The organism is [Erwinia] mediterraneensis, assembly GCF_900604315.1.
GTDB lineage: Bacteria > Pseudomonadota > Gammaproteobacteria > Enterobacterales > Enterobacteriaceae > Pantoea > Pantoea mediterraneensis_A.
Genome location: NZ_LR026978.1, coordinates 3,395,021 through 3,410,258, shown reverse-complemented (window position 1 = coordinate 3,410,258; position 15,238 = coordinate 3,395,021). Strand labels below are relative to the sequence as shown.

At 59.2% G+C, this 15,238-nt stretch carries 12 protein-coding genes; 5 read left to right on the top strand and 7 right to left on the bottom strand.

Annotation, left to right across the window (positions count from 1 at the left end):
• Positions 1–3: 3 nt before the first annotated feature.
• The 4 genes from pqqB to E0E17_RS16025 form a co-directional block, all read right to left on the bottom strand.
• Complete coding sequence (gene pqqB, locus E0E17_RS16040) at positions 4–921, bottom strand: pyrroloquinoline quinone biosynthesis protein PqqB (protein ID WP_130834999.1); 918 nt, start codon at positions 919–921, stop codon at positions 4–6.
• Between the two features lie 55 nt (positions 922–976).
• On the bottom strand, positions 977–1,048 hold the full coding sequence (gene pqqA / locus E0E17_RS16035) for a pyrroloquinoline quinone precursor peptide PqqA (RefSeq protein WP_010617686.1): 72 nt from the start codon (positions 1,046–1,048) through the stop codon (positions 977–979).
• A gap of 150 nt (positions 1,049–1,198) precedes the next feature.
• A complete protein-coding gene (locus E0E17_RS16030) occupies positions 1,199–2,224 on the bottom strand; it encodes a dipeptidase (RefSeq protein WP_130834998.1) in 1,026 nt (341 codons plus the stop codon).
• A 137-nt stretch (positions 2,225–2,361) separates the two neighbouring features.
• The gene (locus E0E17_RS16025; RefSeq protein ID WP_130834997.1) at positions 2,362–3,294 is read right to left on the bottom strand and encodes an NAD(P)-dependent oxidoreductase; all 933 of its coding nucleotides are present in this window, start codon (positions 3,292–3,294) and stop codon (positions 2,362–2,364) included.
• Positions 3,295–3,482: 188 nt separating this feature from the next.
• Between E0E17_RS16025 and pqqU the strand changes: the two genes are divergently transcribed.
• Positions 3,483–5,612, top strand: coding sequence for a TonB-dependent receptor PqqU (gene pqqU / locus E0E17_RS16020; RefSeq protein WP_207302060.1), 2,130 nt, complete (start codon positions 3,483–3,485; stop codon positions 5,610–5,612).
• Between the two features lie 73 nt (positions 5,613–5,685).
• On the opposite strand, the gene E0E17_RS16015 is transcribed toward pqqU, so the two are convergent.
• Together E0E17_RS16015 and E0E17_RS16010 are read right to left on the bottom strand one after the other, a co-directional pair.
• On the bottom strand, positions 5,686–6,243 hold the full coding sequence (locus E0E17_RS16015; protein ID WP_130834996.1) for an isochorismatase family protein: 558 nt from the start codon (positions 6,241–6,243) through the stop codon (positions 5,686–5,688).
• A 100-nt stretch (positions 6,244–6,343) separates the two neighbouring features.
• Complete coding sequence (locus E0E17_RS16010; RefSeq protein ID WP_130834995.1) at positions 6,344–6,889, bottom strand: helix-turn-helix domain-containing protein; 546 nt, start codon at positions 6,887–6,889, stop codon at positions 6,344–6,346.
• 95 nt (positions 6,890–6,984) lie between these two features.
• On the opposite strand from E0E17_RS16010, the gene E0E17_RS16005 reads away from it, so the two are divergent.
• From E0E17_RS16005 to E0E17_RS15990, 4 genes are all read left to right on the top strand, one after another.
• The gene (locus E0E17_RS16005; protein ID WP_130834994.1) at positions 6,985–8,163 is read left to right on the top strand and encodes a benzoate/H(+) symporter BenE family transporter; all 1,179 of its coding nucleotides are present in this window, start codon (positions 6,985–6,987) and stop codon (positions 8,161–8,163) included.
• A 158-nt stretch (positions 8,164–8,321) separates the two neighbouring features.
• Positions 8,322–9,626, top strand: coding sequence for an SrfA family protein (locus E0E17_RS16000; protein WP_130834993.1), 1,305 nt, complete (start codon positions 8,322–8,324; stop codon positions 9,624–9,626).
• Between the two features lie 2 nt (positions 9,627–9,628).
• Positions 9,629–12,601 (top strand): virulence factor SrfB, encoded by a 2,973-nt coding sequence (locus tag E0E17_RS15995; RefSeq protein ID WP_130834992.1) that lies wholly within the window; start codon positions 9,629–9,631, stop codon positions 12,599–12,601.
• Positions 12,598–14,970: a virulence factor SrfC family protein gene (locus E0E17_RS15990; RefSeq protein WP_130834991.1), complete on the top strand. Its 2,373-nt coding sequence runs from the start codon at positions 12,598–12,600 to the stop codon at positions 14,968–14,970. Before E0E17_RS15995 ends, E0E17_RS15990 begins: the two co-directional genes overlap by 4 nt.
• Here E0E17_RS15990 and E0E17_RS15985 read toward each other — a convergent pair.
• Complete coding sequence (locus E0E17_RS15985) at positions 14,967–15,236, bottom strand: barstar family protein (protein ID WP_130834990.1); 270 nt, start codon at positions 15,234–15,236, stop codon at positions 14,967–14,969. The two genes, E0E17_RS15990 and E0E17_RS15985, sit on opposite strands and share 4 nt — an antisense overlap.
• Positions 15,237–15,238 lie beyond the last annotated feature (2 nt).

The following is a 15,238-nucleotide window of genomic DNA, read 5'->3' as shown; positions in this document are numbered from 1 at the left end:
CGCTTAGTCCTGAAGATTAATTGCCATACCGTCCCGGCTCACCTCAATGCCCTGCTGCTGCAGAAACTGACGCTGCGGTGACTCCTCATTCAGGATCGGATTGGTGTTGTTAATATGGATCAAAATTTTGCGTCTGGCCGGCAGGGTGGCCAGCAACGCCATCAGCCCCTGCTCTTCCGCCAGCGCCAGATGGCCCATCGCTTTGCCGGTGTTTTTCCCGACGCCAGTGGCGAGCAGCTCGTCATCCTGCCAGACGGTGCCGTCAATCAGCAGACAATCCGCTTTTTGCAGCCACGGCATAATCACCGCATCGGGCTCGCCCAGCCCCGGCGCATAAAGCAACGTCTTACCGTTGGCGCGGTTTTCTACAAACAACGCCACGTTATGCCCCGGCAGCGGCCGATCGCGATACGGCGAGTATGGCGGCGCGTTGCTGAGAATGGGGATGGCGGTGAATTCAAGGTTCTGACATACGCTGACGCGAAACGGCGTCAGCGGTTCGATGGCATGATGCTGCAGGCCGCCATTCCAGTGCTGCAACATGGTAAAGACGGGAAAGCCGCTGGTCAGGTCGTCATGCACTTCCGGCGTGCACCACACCTGGTGCGGGCAGCCTTCACGCAGGCTCAGCAGTCCGGTGGTGTGATCGATCTGACTGTCAGTAAGGATAATGGCGCCGATGGCCGTACCGCGCAGCACCCCTTTTTTAATCAATTCCGGGGTATGGGCGATCTGCTGACTGATATCGGGCGAGGCGTTACACAGGATCCAGTCTTCGCCGTTATCGCTGAGAATAATAGATGACTGCGTGCGTGCTGTGGCCTGTAAGGTGCCGTTACGCACGCCCTGACAATTAGCGCAGTTACAGTTCCACTGCGGGAAACCACCGCCTGCGGCGGATCCGAGGACTTTTATATACATGCAGAAAAACCGGGAAGTGAAATAAAAATGCCCGCGCAGAGGGCGGGCAGGTATCTTAACGGTTGGAGATGTACAGCGTAACTTCCAGACCCAGACGTAAATCTACAAACTCAGGTTTTTTCCACATAATAATGCTCCTCGTAATGTAAACAGACAGGTAATTAACCTTAAGTCATTGTTGCATCAGGTTATAAATTCGCCTGACAATGCCTTTTCGCCGACAGATGTTGCGCCAAAGTGTGACAGAGATCAACATTAAACCGATAAAGATTTAACATTACGCCCCCCAGATGGCGCGCAAAACCCGTTGCCAGTTGCCCCAGGCGATTTTCTCAATCTGGTGATCAGTATAACCCGCCTGCGCCAGGGCGGCGAACAAACGGGGCAATCCGCTGACATCGCCTAATGCCGCTGGCGGCGTAATACCGTCAAAATCGGATCCCAGCGCCACATGATCTTCTCCCATCACCCGGATAAGATGGGTGAGATGATGTACCATTTCCGCCAGCGGAGTATCCGCATCGCGTTTGCCATCCGGTCGCAAAAAGGCATTGCCGAAATTGAGGCCCACCACGCCCTGACTGTCTGCGATCGTACACAGCTGCGCATGGGTCAGATTACGCGGCTGAGGGCAGCGCGCATGCACATTTGAATGGCTCGCCACCAGCGGCGCGCGGGAAAGCCTTGCGGTATCCCGAAAAGCTTTTTCATTCATATGGGAGACATCGATCAGCATATGGAGCGCATTGGCCTGAGCGATCAGCGCTTCGCCTTGCGCGGTCAGTCCCGGCCCGCTGTCCGGCGAGCCAGGAAATCCGCCGGTAACGCCCTCGCCAAACCGATTGGGCAGATTCCAGAACGGGCCGATGCTGCGCACTCCCGCCGCATAAAACGCCGCCAGCGCCTCACCTTCCGCATCGAAGGCGTCGGCCCCTTCGATATGCGCTACCATCGCCAGCACCCCTGTTGCACGGCAGGCGGCAATCTCCTGAGCGCTGCGACAAATTTTGGCCCGTCCCTCTGACGCCGCTTCTATCTGCTGCAGAATCGCCAGCTGCTGCCACATGATAGTCAGGCCATCCTGCGCCTGAGCGACACGCGTCGGTGCCATCTTTTCCACATAGCTCAGCGGCGGCACAAAGATGGCAAACAGGCCGCCGGCAAAAACGCCCTGCTGCATGCGCGGAAAATCAAGATGCCCACGGGGCACGCCGTTGAAAAAGGTGGCGGCAGGCGCATCGGCATAATGCAACCAGAGATTTAGCAGCAGATCGTTATGACCATCAAACACCGGAAATGACATAAAGAGCCGTAAACAGATGAAATAACATCAGGCCATGCTACGCGTCCGCCCCGCTTTCACCAAACCAAAGCGCACGTTTCGCCAGTAAGACGCATAACGTCATGCCGCCTGCGCGCAGGCGGCATGACAGGCAGCGGTTAGCGATCTTTCAGATACTGATAAATGACGGCCAGATCCTGCTCGCCATAACCGGCATCTACCGCTTGTTGCCAGAGATCGGCAATGTTTTTCAGGGCGGGCAGCTGGCTGTGGTTTGCCGCTTCCAGCGCCAGACGCGCGTCTTTCAGCGCCCAGATCAGATGCATCTGCGGAGTAAAATCGCCGCTGTCGATCATCGCCAGTTTCATTCTGGCGTAAGGCGCTGCCAGCGGGCCGCCATCCAGTACCTGCCAGAGATCGTCGGTGCTGAAACCAAACTCTTCCGCCAGACGGGTACTCTCCGCCAGGCTCTGCATCATGCCAATCAGCCAGCTGTTGATCACCAGCTTCATGCGCGCGCTGGCACCGGCTTCACCGAGCCACTTCACCCCTTTACTGATGGCGGCAAATACCGGCTCCACCGCTTGCGCCCGTGCCTGGTCGCCACTGGCCAGTACCAGAATCTGGGCATTCTCTGCCGGTGCTTTGGTACCGGAAACCGGGGCGTCGATAAACACCACATCGGGACGTACACGGGCAAAATGCGCGACCAGCGCGTCCGTTTTCTCCACGCCAATGGTGCCCATCTGGCACAGAACCGCATCCGGCTTCAGCACGTTTTCAATCTGCCGGAAAACGCCTTCTGTGGTATCGCCGTCCGACAGCATAGCGATAATGACATCGGCGTCAGCTACCGCCTGGGCCGGGCTTTCCGCCAGATCCAGACCGGCCGCCAGCAGGTCTTCGCCGCGTGCCCGCGTGCGATTCCAGCCGTGAACGGTAAAACCTTTTTTCAGCAGGTTAGCCGCAAAGGCGTGGCCCATAGCGCCCAGACCCAGCACCGCAACCGAGGGTTGTTGACTCATGCTCTCTTCCTTATGGTGAGGTTGTTTCAGGTCTGTAAGACTGACCTGTTGCCGCGAAAAAGTCATCAGCCTTTTGTCAGTACAGCAGACGCGCATGATATCTGCGCCTCTCTGTCAGCTGGCGAGCTTCCTGACCGCACTGAAATGTTTCTGCATATGCGTTACACTTTTCTTACAAAAGTAAAAAGCAGTACTATACGCGCCATACCTTTCCGCAGGATTGGCTTCCCTCCTCTTCATTACGGTTTTGCAACATGCAAATCAGGTTACTTCGTCAGGTGCCCGTCACCCTGCTGATGCTGCCGGTGGTCCTGCCGCTGACGGCGCTGGCTGCCAGTGCGTCCGGCAATACCATGGTGGTCAGCGCCGCGCCAACAGGCAGCGGCCTGTCAGAACTCGATACGCCCGCTGCGCTGAACGTGGTCAGCGGCGACGAGATGCGTCAGTCAGCTCCGCGCGTTAACCTCTCTGAAAATCTCAGCAGCGTGCCTGGCCTGCAGATCCAGAACCGGCAGAATTATGCTCAGGATCTGCAAATCTCGGTGCGTGGCTTTGGTTCACGTTCAACCTACGGCGTGCGCGGCGTGCGCATGTTCGTTGATGGTATTCCTGCCACCATGCCGGATGGTCAGGGGCAGACTTCCAATATCGATATCAACTCGATTGATCGCGTAGAAGTGCTGCGCGGGCCTTTTTCCGCCCTGTATGGCAACGCCTCAGGCGGCGTGATCAATGTGGAAACCCAGACCGGCCAGCAGCCGCCAACGCTGGAAACCAGTAGCTGGTACGGCAGCTATGGCAGCTGGCGCAACAGCGTCAAAGCCAGCGGCGCCACCGGCGACGGAACGCAGGCGGGCGATGTCAATTACACCGTCTCCGCGTCACGCTTTACCACCCACGGCTATCGCGACCACAGTGCCGCCCAGAAAAATCTGGGGAATGCAAAACTTGGCGTACGCATCGATGACGTCAGCACTCTGACCCTGATATTTAACAGCGTGCATCAGGAGGCGCAGGATCCGGGCGGACTGACGGCCGATCTCTGGCGTGACAATCCGCGCCAGGTGGTCAGCAACGTGCTGCTGTATAACACCCGCAAAACGGTGGATCAGACTCAGGGCGGCCTGCATTACCAGCGCCAGATGAGCGAAAATGATGACCTGAGCCTCATGATGTATGCCGGGGTGCGCGAAACGAAGCAGTTTCAGTCTATTCCGGCCAACTTCCAGCGTAATCCCAGCCACCCTGGCGGCGTGATCGATCTTACCCGCCACTACCAGGGCATCGATACACGCTGGACGCACCGCGACAGGCTGTTCTCGCTGCCGGTCGCCATTACCGGCGGGCTGGATTATGAAACGATGACCGAACAGCGAAAAGGCTACGAGAATTTCAGCGTCAGCAACGGCACGACCCGTTACGGCACCCGGGGCGATATGCGGCGAAACGAGCGCAACCTGATGTGGAACCTCGATCCTTATGTACAAACCGCCTGGCAGCTTACCGATAAGCTGTCGCTGGATGCGGGCGTCCGTTTCAGTACGGTTAACTTTGATTCCAACGATCATTACGTTACCAACGGCAACGGCGATGACAGCGGCGAAGCGCGCTATCATAAATGGCTGCCTGCCGCCTCGCTGAAATACGCTATCGATAACAGCTGGAATGCCTGGGTGTCCGCCGGACGCGGCTTTGAGACGCCCACCATCAATGAACTCTCTTACCGTTCCGATAATCAGACCGGCCTGAACATCGGCCTGAAACCGGCAACCAGCGATACCGTTGAACTGGGCAGTAAAAAGCGTCTTGGCAACGGCCTGTTGACTGCCGCCCTTTTTCAGACCGATACCCGGGACGAAATCGTGGTGGACAGCAGCAGCGGAGGTCGCACCACCTACAAAAACGCCGGTGAAACGCGCCGTCGCGGCCTGGAGCTGGCGTTTGATCAGCAGTTTAACTGGGACTGGCACCTGAAAATGGCCTGGACGCTGCTCGATGCGCGCTATCGCAGTAACGCCTGTGGCACAGAGAGCTGTGAAGGTGAGCGCATCCCGGGCATTGCGCATAACATGGCCTATGCCGGACTGGAATATGCGCCGGAACAGGGCTGGTATGCCGGGGCGGAAGTGCGTTATCTGAGTCAGATTCAGGCGGATGACAGCGGTGATGCCGCTGCGCCCGCCTACAGCGTGACTTCGCTGAACAGCGGTTACAAATGGCAACTGGCTGACTGGGCAGTGGATCTGTTTGGCCGCGTAGATAACCTGTTTGATCGGGAGTATGTCGGTTCGGTGATCGTCAATGAGAGCAATGGACGCTACTTTGAACCAGCGCCAGGCCGTAACTACAGCCTCGGCTTAACCCTGAGCTACACCTTTCAGTAACCGCTGACGCCGGTGATGTTAATAAAAAGGCCGCCGCGGATAACCGTTGCGGCCTTTTTTCATCCCCTGACGCTTACAGCGCGTTAAGCTGCGCCAGAATCTCTTCCGTGGTGCCGGTTTCGCCCAGACGCGGGAAAATGCGCTGGATGCTGTTTGCATGGGTAGTGGCATCCAAATCGGCCATCGCATCCACCGCCAGCGTGACGTTGTAACCGGACTCATAGGCCTGACGTGCTGTGGACTCGACGCCAATGCTGGTCGCAATACCGCAGATCACCACCTGAGTGATGCCGCGCTGCTGTAGCTCATTATGCAGCGCGGTATTATGAAATGCCCCCCAGGTACGCTTGGTCACGGTGATATCGCCCGGTTGTGGTGTCATCTCCGGCACCAGTTGCGCCCATTCTGCAGGCAACTCGCCCGCATGACGTGCCTGTTCAGTGCGTCCCGGCGCGCCAGCCGCAACATTGACCAGTACTACCGGCAGGTTTTTCGCGCGAAATGCCGCCGCCAGTCGGGCCGACAGCGCGACCACCGGCTGGGCATCCTGGTTGAGCGGCAGCGCAACAATGCCATTTTGCAGGTCAATAACGATCAGGGCAGTGTTGGCATCAAGCGTAGTGACGGCCATAGGAACTCCTCTCATATTAATGATTTAACGGCGACCAGGAGGCAGTATATAAACCCTCAGGAGAGGCGGATAGCGGACCTTCGTATCAATTTGTAAGGCGTCAGCGCGAATGCAGATAATGGATCAGACTGTGGAAACGCAACGGTGTGCGCAACGGATTACGGTAACTGTGCGGCACATCCGCCGCAAACTGTAAGGCTTGTCCCTGGTACAGATGATGCCACTGACCGTCCGTGCTCAACATCAGTTCGCCCTCAATCACCACAACCTGCTCGGTCACGCCAGCCTCATGGGGGGAAGAGTCGCTTTGCGCTCCCGGCGCAAGCTCCACGGCCAGCAAATCGAAGCGCAGACGCTCGTCATAGGGCAACAACGAGGTGACGCGCATGCGGGCATTTTGCTGCGTGTAGACATGACCGGGGCCGCGCTGCTGTTCGTCACCCTGAATAAAAAAGGAAAAAGGGACATTAAATCCGGTGGCGATTTTCCACAGGGTCGCCACCGTGGGGCTCGACTCGCCGCGCTCAATCTGTCCAAGCATCGCTTTACTGACGCCGGTGCGTTCCGCCGCCTGGGCCAGACTCCAGCCGCAGGTTTGCCGCAGCTGCTTCAGGGAGTGGCTCAGATAATGATGCAGCGTCTCCATAGGCTCTCCTGTCTGATAAAGTCGCAGTGTATCACTTGTCGGCACTGACGCACTATGGGAGACTGTGCGTTATAACGCACAAACGGTTGCCCACAATGCAGACATCTGTTACCCGTTCCGGCTTCTCCTTTTCACTGCTGGTCTCCGGCTTTGTTGCCGTGTTGATCGGTTACAGCAGTTCAGCCGCCATTATCTTTCAGGCGGCCCGCGCGGCCGGTGCCAGCCCACTGCAGATCGGCGGCTGGCTGACGGTGCTCGGTATTGCCATGGGTATCACGTCGCTCGGGCTGTCGTTGCGCTATCGCATGCCGATACTGACCGCCTGGTCCACTCCCGGCGCGGCGCTGCTGGCAACCAGTCTGCACGGCCTCTCGCTCAATGAGGCGATTGGCGTGTTTATTTTCGCTAATGCGCTTATTGTCATCAGCGGCCTCACCGGCCTGTTTGCCCGCCTGATGAATCACATTCCACAGGCGATTGCGGCGGCCATGCTGGCTGGTATCCTGCTGCGTTTTGGGCTCGAAGCGTTTTCCGCCCTGCAAAATCAGTTCGTCCTCGGAGGCAGTATGTGTCTGGCGTACCTGCTCTGTCGTCGCGGGTTGCCGCGTTACGCCATTCTGGTGACGCTGCTGACCGGCCTGCTGATTGCGCTCTGGCAGGAGATGATCGCTTTTCCGGCGCAGCAGGTCACTTTCACGCTCCCGCAGCCGGTCATGCCCCATTTCACCGTTGCGACGTTGATCGGCATTGGCTTACCTTATTTCCTTGTGACCATGGCGTCACAAAACGCGCCGGGCATCGTTACCTTACAGGCGCATGGCTATCGTCCTCCGGTGTCAGCTCTGATGAGCTGGACCGGCGTAACCGCCCTGTTGCTCTCGCCTTTTGGTGGCTTTTCCGTCTGCGTAGCGGCCATTACTGCCGCCATCTGTATGAATGATGAGGTGCATCCCGATCCGCAGCGGCGCTGGCTGGCCGCCGCGCTGGCCGGCATGTTTTATCTGCTGGCCGGTCTGTGTGGCGCACTTATCGGCACACTGCTCAGCGCCCTTCCGCTGGCGCTGATCCAGACGCTGGCCGGACTGGCGTTGCTGGCTCCCCTGGGCAGCAGCCTGCAAAGCGCGCTGACGCATCCTGATCAGCGCGACGCCGCGCTGATCGCCTTTTTGATTACCGCCTCCGGCGTCACCCTGCTCGGTATTGGCGCGGCATTCTGGGGCCTCGCGGGTGGCATGCTGACGCATTTACTGCTGTCGCGTCGGTCAGTTGCGTAAGCGCAGAGCTGCGCTTTTGCTTTATTAGCCCGCTAAAAACCCCCTTATTCAGCCCTTTTTCCCGCGTTTGATTGCCCCTTATTCCGGGTAAAATCATCACAATCGCCGATAACACACGATTTTCTGCCTCAGACAACCTCAGATAAGGGCCCAAACCGGTGGCAAAAACATTTCTTCGCAGCGGCAAACTGGATGCAGTACTGGCTTTGGGTGAAAATGGCCAGCCGGTTTATGCTTCTGCGCTGCAAATTCGCGAAACCCTGCGGCTGCGCCGTCAGACCACGCTGGCAAACGTGCTTGCCATTCCGCAACCCAATGAGAAAGGCGACCGCCTCGACTGGTATGCGCCGGTCAATGGCCGGGTAAAATCCTGGCTGGCCGCCAGCGACAGCGAACGCCGTAACGCGTTACAACAGCTGACGCTGACTCAACAGGATTTTGCCGACCTCAGTAACCGCGCGCGTGAAGCGGGAAACCCGGCAATGCGTCTGTTCGGCGCCCTGCTCAGCAAAAGCTTTCAGTTTCCCGATCAGCAATATGTCTATCTGGTGGACGGCAAGCCGGTGATCACCTTCTGGGGTTTTGTCGATCTTGATGCCCGTTCACGCCCCGATCCGCTCGACTGTTTGCGCGCAACCCTGCATGACGAGTTGCCCGCGCTACTGGCGCCCGATTTTAAACGTGATGCGGTGGAGCCTGAGCCCGTGCCGGAAGCGCTCCCCGCGGAACCTTCCTTGCCTGAGCCTGTGTTGGCAGACACCGCGCCAGCCCCTGTTGCGCCTGAAGAGCCGGCCCCTGTGCGCCGTCGCGTCTCGCGTCGCCTGTGGTGGGTCGTGCCGCCGGTCGCCGCTGCGGTCGCTGCGGCCATCACCTTTGCCATGCAATCCCCGGCACCCGAGGCTTCCGCACCGGAAAGCGTGGCCACCCCGCGACCTGCTCAGCCGCCGGTAGTGGTGAAAAGCGTCAGCCAGCTGGCGCAGACCCTGCCAGTCACCACCGCAACCGTCACTGCGCCGCCCGAGCCGGCGACGCCAGCGGCCCCCGTCGCCAGTGAGGCCGCTGCGCCGGTAGTGCCGGCGAAAGCGGACGATCTGGTGATGCCTGCTGAGGCGGTGCGGGTAGGTTCAACGAAATTTCTCGATGGGCGCTGGCGCGTGACCCTGCTGGAGACGAAACTTCCTACCGGCAAACCGCCCAGCCTGCGTTACCAGTTTAAAAACGGCCAGGGCCGGGCGCTGGTCACTCAGGGCGACGGCATCCGCTGTCAGGCAGAAATTACCACCGGGCTGATGAGCTCCGGCAACCTGGTGATACGCAGCCGCTATCCGGCCCGCTGCAGCGACGGATCCCGCTATCGCATGCCGCAACTCTACTGCAAGCAAGGTGAAGGCGCCGCCAGCTGTGAAGCGCGTTACAACGATGAACAGGTATTCCCGATGACGATTAAGCGTGAGAGTAAGTAACCATGTTGGCTCCTCTGATCGACGAAAAACAGAAAATCACGCTGATTGAAGATAGCGGTGTCCAGTTTCTGGATTTTGGTCTGCGCCTGCTGGCCCGCGATGCGCGTCGCCAGTTTGTGCGTCAGACCGCCAACGGCCCGCTGCTGCGTCTGAACCTGGATGGCAACAGCGGCAAATTTTTGCTCTATCCCGCCGACGGCGGCGCACCGGAAGTGGTACGGCCCGAATCAGATATCGCTCTTGCCGACTCGCTGGCGCTGCTGAACGATTGCTGGCTGCCGCTGCCGGTGCTGCGTTATACCGCGCCGCGCCGCTTTATTGGCGGCCCGGAAAACTGGGCGCGTATGCGTATTGTGGCGCTGGATCAGCCCGACGCGGCAGGCAACACCCATCGCGTTTGTCTGGCTTTTGATACCCGGCTGGTGGCGAGCGAAGACGGCGGTGAATTGCTCGGCCTGAGCGCGGCGGACGCCCAGAACGGCGTTAATTTCGCCCTCGCCTGGCATAACTATGAGCTGGGCGAGTTTCTTGATCTTACCTGGGTGGATGGCTGGCTGCGGGAAACCTTTACCGATCGCGTGACGGAACAGGAAGCGCGGCGTGAACAGGAGATCCAGCAGGCCCTGCGTGAATTTGAATACCAGGCGCACTATCTCAACCTGCTGGAAATGCTGGGCGAGCAGCTGAAACTGGAAGAGATACATATTCAGGCCACCAACCTGCAAACCCCGGCGGTGAATGTTGACATCATTCTCGATGTCGGCAACTCCCACACCTGTGGTATCCTGGTGGAAGATCATCCCGAAGAGAGTAATGGCCTGAAGCAGACCTATGAGCTGCAGCTGCGCGATCTTTCACAGCCGCACCGGATTTATAATGAAATGTTCGAAAGCCGCGTGGAGTTTGCCGAAGCGCGTTTCGGTAAGGCCAGCTTTTCGCTGGAAAGCGGACGCGAAAACGCCTTTCTCTGGCCATCGCTGACCCGTGTTGGCCGTGAAGCCAGCCGTCTGGCGCTGCAACGCGCCGGCACTGAAGGCACCACTGGCATCTCCAGCCCGCGCCGTTACCTGTGGGACGAAGCGCGCTATCAGCCCGGCTGGCGTTTTAACCAGCCTGGAAGCAGCAGCGAACCCATGGCCAGTAGTGCCCCCTTTACCAATCTGGTGAACGATGAAGGTCAGCCGCTCTATGCGCTGCCGTTCGATGAGCGCCTGCCGGTATTCTCTGCCCACTACAGCCGCAGCTCTCTGATGACGTTTATGCTGAGTGAACTGCTGGCGCAGGCGCTGATGCAGATGAACAGTGCCGCCCAGCGGCAACGGATGCCGCAAAGCCTTGCGCCGCGACAGCTGCGTCACGTGATCCTGACGCTTCCTTCCGCAATGCCTAAACCGGAGCGCGAGATCTTCCGCCGTCGCATGCAGGAAGCGATTGCGCTGGTGTGGAAAGCGGAAGGCTGGCACCCGGCGGATGAGCCTTTTGTCGACGAAAGTCTGCGTCAGTGCCGCAAACCGGTGCCGGATGTGCAGATGGAGTGGGATGAAGCGACCTGTGGTCAGATGGTCTGGTTGTTTAATGAAACCCAGGTCAACTTTGCCGGTCGCGCAGAAGCCTTTTTCTCCAGCATGGTGCGTCCGGATCGCCCACTGGACAGCGATGAGCTGCCCGGTAAAAGCCTGCGCATCGCGTCGATTGATATCGGCGGCGGCACCACCGATCTCGCCATCACCCAGTATCGTCTCGATGATGGTCAGGGAAACAACGTCAAAATTACGCCACGCCTGCTGTTCCGTGAAGGCTTCAAGGTAGCCGGTGACGATATTCTGCTGGACGTGATACAGCTCTGGATCCTGCCGGCGTTACAAAGCGCGCTGCAAAAAGCGGGTCTCAGCCTGGCGGAGCCGGTGATGAGCCGCCTGTTTGGTTACGACAGTCGCATGGATGGCCAGGCCACGCTGCGCCAGCAGGCCACACTGCAGCTGTTTATTCCGCTGGCGCAGGCGGTGCTGGAGCGCTATGAAAACTGGGATCCGCTGGAGAATCATGCGGAGATCAACGCCCTGTTCGGTGAACTGCTGCCTCAGCAGCCCGGCGATGCGGTGCTCGGCTTTATCAACGGTGAAATCCAGCGGGCGCTGGGCGGCGATCAGCGTTTTGATCTGCTGGCTGTCCCGCTGGTGGTCAGCCTCGCGCAGCTGCATGCCGAGTTTTTGCAGCATCGCATGGCAATTATTCCGGCGCTGCGCGCGATGTGTGAAGTTGTTTCCCTCTATCAATGTGACGTGCTGCTGCTCACCGGGCGTCCGTCGCGCTTCCCGGGCATTCAGGCGCTGGTACGTCATCTTCAACCGCTGCCGGGCAGCCGCATACTATCGCTGGAAGGCTATCACACCAGCGACTGGTATCCCTTTAACAAACAGGGACGCATCGATAACCCGAAATCAACTGCCGCCGTCGGTGCCATGCTCTGTCTGCTGGCGCTCGATCTGCGCCTGAGCAGTTTCTGGTTCCGCGCCGGTGACTTCGAGCCCTATTCTACGATCCGCTATCTGGGAATGCTGGATGAAAATCAGGCGCTGAGCGATGATAATCTCTGCTACAGCGAAATCGATCTGGATGATAACGGCTACATGCTGGACCGGAAAAGCAGCTTCCGCATTCGGGGTAATGTTTGCCTCGGCTTTCGTCAGCTGGATAATGAACGCTGGCCCGCCTCGCCGCTCTACAGTCTCTCCATTACCGATGCGGCGCTGGCGCGTAAAGTGGCTGGCGAGAGCGTGCTGCGCGTTAAACTGGCGGTGCAACCGGGTCCCGATGCCCTCGGTCCGGAGCGTTTTGTGCTGAGCGATGCCCGTCTTGATGACGGCACGCGCGTGCCGCTGACGCAGCTGAGTCTGAAACTGAATACCCTCTCCGCGACGGGCAACGCCAACGCGCAGTACTGGATCGACAGCGGGAGCGTCTATAAAAAATGAAAACTGTTCGCGCGAAACAACCGCAAAACCTGCTCAACAAGCGTTTAAATGCCTTGCAGGAGTGTCTCAGCGTCAGTCTGAACTGGGTGGAACGCTATCGGCAGCATACGCCGCGCCTGGCGCTGGAAGCGGAAACTCTGACCGTACAGCTGCACCGCGCCCGTTTTCAGGCAGCGACGCTGGCCCAGCAGCTGGCGCGTCCGGCCACTCTGGCGCTGTATGGCCAGTCGCAGGCGGGCAAAGCCTGGTTGCTGAAAGAAATGGTGGCGGATGCCCAGGGCCAGTTGATCATGCAGGCCGGAGAAAAATCCCTGGACTGGTTCAGTCATATTAATCCGGGCAACCTTGATTTCGCCGCCGCCACCCGCTTTACCCATCAGCGTGACCCGCTCTCGACTCAATGGCCGGTAGAACTGGTTCTGCTGAGCGAAGCAGAGGTTTTACGCCTGCTGCTCGCCTGCGCCCACTCCGACGTCGCGCCGGATGTGCGTCAGATCGAAGCCACGCTGAAAAAACTGCAGCGTCATAAACTGCCGGAAGCTCCCGGCGGCCTGGAGAGCGATGCTCTGGTCGCCCTCTGGAGCTGGTGCCGCCGCAACCGCGCGCATCGCGACCTGCTGGATCGCCACTACTGGCCACAGGCGATTGAGCTTGCCCCCTGGCTGAGCGTCGACGACCGGGCCGAACTCTTTGCCCTGCTCTGGCCTGCACAGCCTGAGCTGACCGCGCTCTGGCGTACGCTGATACACCAGCGTCATCAGTTACGTCACTGCCAGCGCCTGCTGGCGCCGCTCAGCCTGCTGGTCGATGACGCCCAGTTGCCTGCAGAGCGACTGATTGCCAGCGGACTGGAAAACGATGCGGCTGAGTCGATCGAGGTCTGCCCTCTGACGGGCAACCGCATTGGCAAGCCGCAAATGGTCGCGCTGAGCACGCTGGTTCTGCTGACGCGCGAACTGGTGGTGCCGCTCAGCTCGACGCCGCGTCTCGCGCTGTATGATGACGCAGATATGCTGGAACTGCCTGCGCCCGGCACGCCAATGGATGAGAACGTGGCGGAAGATCGCCGTCTGCTTGCTGCACGCGATCCGCTGCGCGCGCGGTTGCTGGAGGCTAAACGCACCCTGCTGCCCGGCTGGTATGCTGAGCGCCAGGGTATCGATCTGCTGATGGTTTGTACCGCCGCCAGTCAGCGTCACGACAGTGAACTGGCCAGCCAGACGCTGCGTGAGTGGCAACTGCATCGGCCGGTCCTGCAACCCCATGAAAAGCCGCGCCTGATCTGGGCAATCACCGCCTGGGATGCGCGTCATCAACAGCATAACGTCGACGAAGCGGTGCAGCGTCAGATTGGTCAGCCCGGTCAGAACTGGGGCTCCATGCTGGCGCTCGATCGCGCTGGCGTCGATCGTATGGGTGAATGGCTGAGTGGGGAAATGCAGCTGGAGGGTCAACAGGAGAAACGTGGCGCACAGCTGGCACAGCTGCAATCAACGGTCATAGAGCGCTTGCGCCCCTGGACGGAAGCGGAAGCCAGTACGCAACAGGCAGAGAAAAAGCAGGCGATCGCCGATACCCTGCTGAAATGTTTGCAACATCGCACCGGCCTGCATGGTGAGTTGCTGGAGCGTTTACAGCCCGCGCGCGAGGCGCTGCGTCAGCTCTGGCTGATGCCGCAGGAGAGCCCGGAACGCTTCTCCGCCAGCGCGCCGACAGCACAGTCTCACTTTGGTATCGGTTTTGAATTTGATCTTTTCAGCGACGCCCCTTTTGCTGAGGAACAGATGGCGACAGAGCAGACGCAAAACGTGGAACAACGCTTTGCGCAGCAGGTGCTGACCCTGTGGATTAGCCATCTGCGCCAGCTGCCGGAGAGTCCCAGCCTGCTGATGCTGCTGAATGTCGATAAAGCAACGCTGGAATTGCTGGTAGAAGAACTGATTACCGCCAGTTTCCGTCTGCGCATCGCCGATAAGCTGCAACAGGCGCTGCATGAGCCCGAAGCGCAAACCACGGCGCACGAGGCGCGTGCCGATCGTCAGGTCTCCCGGGCGATGACGGTCCTGGGCGATTTTGTCGCCTGGCTCGGCTTCCTGCAGCGCCCCGAAACGGAACGGCCGGCAAGCCGCGTGAATCGCGGGCAGCCCATTTTTGCCCGACCTCCTGCCCCCAGCGTCAGTTTCAGCGCCGGTCAGCGTCTGACGCGGCTCTCCGCCGTACCGGCGAACCATACTGCGTTCTACATTTATGACTGGCTGGTCGGGCTGAATACTCTGATCGTAGAAAACAACGGCTTTACCGGCGGCGGTGAGCTGCCAGCAGAGGCGCGTGCGGAACTGAAAGCGCTGCTGGTACCGCTAAGCTTTTAATCGAGCGTAACCTGCAGTTCGCCGTCAAGGGAGACGACGGCTTCCTGCAGTAGCTTGATCACCGCATAAAACTGCGCCGGATCCTGATGCTGTGTCAGGTGACAGAGCCGGATATGCGCAGGCAGTGCCATTCCACCGGTAAGCCAGTCCCAGAGCGCATCCAGATTGTTGCCAAAGGCAAAAGGACAGCCGCTCTGACGCGCCAGCTGCACATAGAGATCCTGACGATCGCGCAACTGACGAAAATCGAGCGTTACGGTCAACATAG